This is a genomic window from Streptomyces sp. NRRL WC-3549, from assembly GCF_000721935.1.
Taxonomy (GTDB): Bacteria; Actinomycetota; Actinomycetes; order Streptomycetales; family Streptomycetaceae; genus Streptomyces.
The window spans coordinates 66393-72169 of sequence record NZ_KL585415.1 but is presented as its reverse complement, the minus strand read 5'-3'; the positions used below and the strand labels follow the sequence as shown (position 1 = coordinate 72169).

Below are 5777 nucleotides of genomic sequence, written 5' to 3'. Positions count from 1 at the left end.
GGATGCGGCCGGGGCGGGCCGCCATGACGACGACGCGGTTGGCGAGGAAGACCGCCTCGTCCACGTCGTGGGTGATGAACATGACGGTGCGCCGGTCGCGGCCCCAGGTGTCCAGGAGCGATTCCTGCATCCGGACCCGGGTGAGGGAGTCCAGGGCGCCGAAGGGTTCGTCCATCAGGAGGACCTTGGGGTCCACGGCGTAGGCGCGGGCGATGGCGCAGCGCTGCTTCATGCCGCCGGAGAGGGTCTTGGGAAGGGAGTCGGCGAAGTCGGTGAGGCCGACGAGCTCGATGACCTCACGGGCCTTGCGGCGGCGCTCCGCCTTCTTGGCCCCGGCGACCTTCAGCCCGAATTCGACGTTGCCGGAGACGGTCATCCAGGGGAAGAGGGCGTACTGCTGGAAGATGACGCCTCGTTCGGGGGCGGGGCCGCTGACGGGGACGCCGTCGACCACGACCTCGCCGTCGGTTGCGTCCAGGAGTCCGGCGGCGATGTTCATCAGGGTGCTCTTGCCGCAGCCGGACGGGCCGACGACGGTGACGAACTCACCGTCCTCGATGTCGAGGCTGACGTGGTCCAGGGCGAGGTATCCGCCGTCCTTGACCGCGAAGTCCTTCGTCACCTCGTGGAAGTTGATGCTGGGCATGGGTTACCGCCGTTCCTGCCAGTGGGTCAGCCGGCGCTCCGCGAGGAGCAGCAGCCGGTCCATGGCGAGTCCGATCGCGCCGATCGCGATGAGCTGGACGAAGATGGTCGGCAGGTCGTAGTAGAGCTGCGCCTGCTGCATCCGGAAGCCGAGGCCGCCTTGGGCGGCGATGAGTTCGGCGGCGACGACGGTGGCCCAGGAGGCGCCGAGTCCGATCCGCATGCCGACCAGGATGAACGGGGTGGAGGCGGGCACGACGACGCCGAGGAAGACCTGTGGGTCGCGGGCGCCGAGGACCCGTGCCGCGTTGACGAGGGTGACGTCCACGGCGACGACGCCCTGGAAGGTCGAGACGACGCAGGAGAGGAACGAGGCCAGGAAGATCACGAAGATCTTGGGGGTCTCGTCGATGCCCATGAGCACGATGGCCAACGGGATGATCGCCAGCGGCGGCACCATGCGGAAGAACTGCAGCCAGGGCTCGATCAGTCTGCGGACGAGCGGGTACCAGCCCATGACGAATCCGACGGGTATCGCGAGGGCGACCCCGAGGACGTATCCGATGAGGACGCGTTTGAGGCTGGCGCCCGCGTCCTCGAAGAGGGTGCCGTCGGCGATGAGGTCACCGGCGCGGCGGCCCACGGCGACGGGGCCGGGAAAGCCGTCCACGCCGCTGTTCGCGAGGACGATCCAGGCGAGCAGGCCGAGCGCGGCGGAGGCGAGGCCGAGGAGTACGGAGGTGGGCCGGCCTGTGCCGCGCTTCTTCGTGCCCTTGCCGGGTGGGTGTTCGGGCGCAGATGGTTCGGTGGGCGCCGGGCCCGGGGGTTTCGCCCGGTGCGGTGCGCGGGTCTTGTCCTGCACGCTCATGCCACTTCCTCCGCGACCCCGTCGACGTCGGCCGCCCGGCCGCCGCCGATGTCGGCCATGTAGCTCATCCAGGTGTAGGCGGGGTCGCCGCGGCGCAGCAGTTCGCGGTAGAGCCGGACGGTGAGGTCGCGCCGGACCTCCGCGTAGGCGGGTGCCTCGTACACGTTGTGCAGTTCGTGGGGGTCGGTCTCCAGGTCGTACAGTTCGTGCACGCTCTCCGGGTTGTGCACCAGCTTGTGTCGCCGGTCGCGGATCATGCGCTGGGAGTACGGGAAGTGGTGGCCGTGGAATTCGGTGACGACCTCGTCGCGGGTGCCGCCCGCCTCCTCGCCGTACAGCAGGGGCACCAGGCTGGTGCCGTCGCAGAGTGCGGGCACGGGCGCGCCGGCCAGTTCCAGGATGGTCGGGTTGAGGTCGATGAGGGTGGCGAAGTCGTCGTTGACCTGGGCGGGGGCGCCGGGGATTCGGGCGATGCCGGGGATGTTGTAGATGTCCTCGTACATCGCGGGGCCCTTGTCGTTGAGCCGGTGGGCGCCGGTGAACTCGCCGTGGTCCGCGGTGAAGAAGACCGCCGTGTCGTCCCACAGGCCGTGGCCCTTGAGCGCCTCGATGATGCGTCCGGCCTGGTGGTCGATCATCGTGACGTAGCCCCAGTAGACGGCGATGAGCTTGCGCCAGGCGTCGGCGTCGAAGTCGTCGGAGGACCAGTAGGCGCTGTACTGGCGCTGCACCTCGGGCTTGCCGGCGAAGGTCTCCGCCATGGAGGCGGGCAGGGGCACGTCGGCGGGGTCGTAGAGGTCGTAGTAGTGGTCGGGGATCAGGTAGGGCAGATGCGGGCCGTACCAGTGGCAGGACAGCATGAACGGCTTGCCGGTCGCCTTCCAGTCGGCGGCGTAGCCGTCCAGCAGGCCGAGTGTGCGGTCGGTGAGGAAGGCCTCGATGGTAGCTTCGGCGGGCTGCTGGAGCCGGCCGGCGATGAGGTGGCCGCGTCCGGTGCCGTTGGCGGCGGTCCCGAAGACGGGCTCACGCACCGCGAAGGGCGGGAAGCCGTTGTCGTCGAGCCACTTCTCGTACGAGGGGTGGTGTACGGGGTTGAGGGCGCCGGGCAGGTGCTCGCCGTCCAGGCCGTAGAACTCGGGGCCGCGCTCGCGGCCGATGTGCCATTTGCCGACATGGCCGACCGCGTAGCCCTGGTTCGTCAACTGGTTCCAGAGCATGGGGCTTTCGTCGGAGAGTTCGTCCTTGCTGCCGCCGTTGCGCTCGGGGTTGTTGAGCATGCCGTGGCGGAAGGGGTGGAGGCCGGTGGCCAGGGAGGCACGTGCCGGGGTGCAGATGGCGGTCGGGGTGTAGAAGCGGTCGAACCGGGTGCCCTCGGCTGCCAGGGCGTCCAGGGCGGGGGTGTCGACGAGCGGGTTGCCGTAACAGCCCAGGGTGTCGGTCCGGTGCTGGTCGGTCATCAGGAACAGGATGTTGCGCGGAGCCACTCGGGCCGCCCTTTCGGTGGTCGCTCATGGTGACGGGTGCCGGCCCGGGAGCGTGTTGCGGGTGCTCGACTCGTTCCGGCTCATGCGATTGACGGGAACTGTAGGGAGGCCCACTTTTTTACGTCAACCCTCGGGAATAAACATTCCGTGAATTCGTCCGGTGCATTGACAGAAACCCCTTGACCGATCGACCATGCGTCCATGACGGAACGCACCGATGCCCTCCAGCGCCTGCGCAGAGCCAATGAAGCCGCCGTACTGGGCGAGCTGCGCAGGTCGGGAGCGCTGAGCCGGGGCGAGCTGAAGGACCGGGTCGGGCTGTCCCGTACGACGCTGTTCGCGATCGTGTCCGACCTGCTGGAACGCAACGCCGTGGTCGAACAGCCGGCCCCCGACCCCGGGCAGCCGAGGGGGCGGGGCCGGCCGGCCCTGGAGATCTCGCTCAACTCGCGCGGCGCCGAACTGATCGGTATCGACCTCCAGCGCCACCACATCCACGTGGTCGTGGCCAACTGCGCCCACGAGATCGTCGGCCGGTACAGCGCCCCGGTGCCGGCCGAGAGCCAGGCCGCCGAGCGCGCCGCGCAGGCGATCCGGGTGGTGGAGGAGCTGGTGCGGCGCGAGAACATCAGCCTCGCCCCGGTGCAGGGCGTCGGCCTGGGCCTGCCCGGCTTCGTACAGAATCCGGCCTCCGCCGACCGGCACACGATGACCCCGTTCGCCGGGCACGTCGCCGCGGAACTCGGCCGGCACTTCGGCGCTCCGGTGGTCACCGACAACAACTCCCGGCTGGCCGCCCTCGCCGAGGTCACCTGGGGCGCTGCCCGCGGCTTCGACAACGCCGTGTACCTGCGCTGGTCCCAGGGTGTCGGTGGCGGACTCGTCGTCAACGGCTCGCTGGTGCACGGCGCGCACGGCGCGGCCGGCGAGATCGGGCACACCAGCTGCGACCCCGAGGGCAAACCCTGTCACTGCGGCGGCCGGGGCTGCCTGGAGGGCCTCATCTCCGTCCCCGCCCTGCTGGCCGCCTGCGCCGACCGCGGGGTGGACGCCAAGGACGCCGAGGAACTGATCGGTCTCGCCGCCGAGGGCCGGCCGGAGGCGGCCGACGTGCTCCGCGACGCGGCCGTCACCGCCGGGCGGGTGCTCGCCGCGCTCGCCGCCCAGGTCGATCCGGAATGCGTCGTCGTCTACGGGGAGCCGGCGGCCCTGGACGCCCTCGTCCTGGCCCCGATCCGGGAGCAGATCGCGGCGCTGTCCCTGCCGGCCGCCCCCCGGTCCATCGAGGTGCGCGGCTCCACCCTCGGCGGCGACGCGGCCGCGCTCGGCGGCGTGGCGCTGCTGCTGCGCACCACGGGCCAGGACCTGGCGGAACTGCTCGACCGTCCCGCTCCCGCAGCCCCGGTGAGCGGCCTCGGCGAAGGGATCTCCCGGTGAACGCCTGCTGCGGGCCGGACCGCGGCAGCGCCGCCCCCGCCGGCACCGTCGCCGCCACCGCTCCCCCGGCCGACTTCGCCGTGCCGGTCCGCAGTGCCGCCGACCTCCTGCGCGGCACGGTCGCCGTGCCCGGGGGGCCGTTCCTGATGGGCGGCGCCGACGAGGACGCGTTCCCCGCCGACGGGGAGGGACCGGTCCGGGAGGTGGTCCTCGCCCCGTTCCGGATCGACGCGGCCTGCGTGACCAACGCCGCGTTCGCGCGCTTCGTCAAGGCCACCGGCTACCGCACCGAGGCCGAACTCATCGGCTGGTCCTACGTCTTCGGCCCGTTCGTCCCCCGCGGGGCACGTCACGCCGTGCTCCCCGGGACCGTGCCCGGTGCCCCCTGGTGGAGCGCCGTGGAGGGGGCCAGCTGGCGGGCGCCCGAGGGGCCCGGCACCTCGATCGGGGACCGCCGGGACCATCCGGTGGTCCATGTGTCGTGGCACGACGCCTCGGCCTACGCCCGCTGGGCCGGCAAGCGGCTGCCCACCGAGGCCGAGTGGGAGAAGGCGGCCCGCGGCGGACTCGACCGCGCCCGCTTCCCCTGGGGCGACGAGCTCACCCCGAAGGGCCGGCACCGCTGCAACATCTGGCAGGGCGACTTCCCGGTGCGCAACACCCGGGAGGACGGCTACGCCGGCACCGCCCCCGTCAAGGCCTACGCCCCCAACGGCTACGGGCTGTACAACGTCGCGGGCAACGTGTGGGAGTGGTGCGCCGACCGGTTCAGCGCCGACTGGCACGTCCCGGACCGCCCGGAGACCCGGATCGACCCCGCCGGGCCGCCGTACGGCGGTACCCGGGTGCTGCGCGGCGGCTCGCACCTGTGCCACCGCTCCTACTGCAACCGCTACCGGGTGGCCGCCCGCACGTCCAACACCCCCGACAGCACCACAGGGCACGGCGGGTTCCGCTGCGCCCTCTCAGAGCCTCATGTCCGCCCCGGTGAAGAGCTCTGAGCATCTCTCCGCGTACTGCCGCCGTTCCGTGGCCCCGCCGTAGCCGTCCGATCAAGCAGCTGAGGTACGCGGGGCCGCTGCCACTCACCGTTTGATCACGAAGGCCGGATCCAGCAGCTGGATCAGCTTCTCGGTGCCCGCGTACGCCACGGCCACCGGGCCCGTCGTCCGCGGCGGCGGCCACGCTCACGTCGTCGGTCACGTCCAGCGGTACGCCGACGTGGTGGAGGTACAGGCCGGGCGCGGGAAGGAGGCTGCCGCGCTGATCATTCCCCGGACCGAGCACCGGGGTTCCGACTTCCCCTGGTGCTGCCAGCCAGGGCCTCGATCGGCACAGGAAGA

Annotated in this window: 6 protein-coding genes; 3 read left to right on the top strand and 3 right to left on the bottom strand. The window is 71.5% G+C overall.

The window, feature by feature from the left end:
- From IH13_RS0123065 to IH13_RS0123055, 3 genes are all read right to left on the bottom strand, one after another.
- Positions 1 to 646 (bottom strand): ABC transporter ATP-binding protein (locus tag IH13_RS0123065; RefSeq protein WP_031087386.1); only part of this gene is annotated, 646 nt, incomplete at its 3' end.
- A 3-nt stretch (positions 647 to 649) separates the two neighbouring features.
- Complete coding sequence (locus IH13_RS0123060) at positions 650 to 1513, bottom strand: ABC transporter permease (protein WP_031087385.1); 864 nt, start codon at positions 1511 to 1513, stop codon at positions 650 to 652.
- The gene (locus tag IH13_RS0123055; protein ID WP_031087383.1) at positions 1510 to 2997 is read right to left on the bottom strand and encodes a sulfatase family protein; all 1488 of its coding nucleotides are present in this window, start codon (positions 2995 to 2997) and stop codon (positions 1510 to 1512) included. The genes IH13_RS0123060 and IH13_RS0123055 overlap by 4 nt, the downstream gene beginning before the upstream one ends.
- Positions 2998 to 3198: 201 nt before the next feature.
- On the opposite strand from IH13_RS0123055, the gene IH13_RS0123050 reads away from it, so the two are divergent.
- The 3 genes from IH13_RS0123050 to IH13_RS44840 all read left to right on the top strand — a co-directional run.
- A complete protein-coding gene (locus tag IH13_RS0123050; protein ID WP_031087381.1) occupies positions 3199 to 4434 on the top strand; it encodes an ROK family transcriptional regulator in 1236 nt (411 codons plus the stop codon).
- Positions 4431 to 5435, top strand: a complete 1005-nt coding sequence (locus IH13_RS0123045; RefSeq protein ID WP_037842104.1) for a formylglycine-generating enzyme family protein — start codon at positions 4431 to 4433, stop codon at positions 5433 to 5435. Before IH13_RS0123050 ends, IH13_RS0123045 begins: the two co-directional genes overlap by 4 nt.
- A gap of 91 nt (positions 5436 to 5526) precedes the next feature.
- On the top strand, positions 5527 to 5777 hold a 251-nt coding region (locus tag IH13_RS44840; RefSeq protein ID WP_031087378.1), incomplete at its 3' end, for a hypothetical protein.

Bases quoted from the DNA above. Each gene is read 5' to 3' on its own strand.
- IH13_RS0123060 (WP_031087385.1), bottom strand. From the start codon at position 1,513: ATGAGCGTGCAGGACAAGACCCGCGCACCGCACCGGGCGAAACCCCCG.
- IH13_RS0123050 (WP_031087381.1), top strand. From the start codon at position 3,199: ATGACGGAACGCACCGATGCCCTCCAGCGCCTGCGCAGAGCCAATGAA.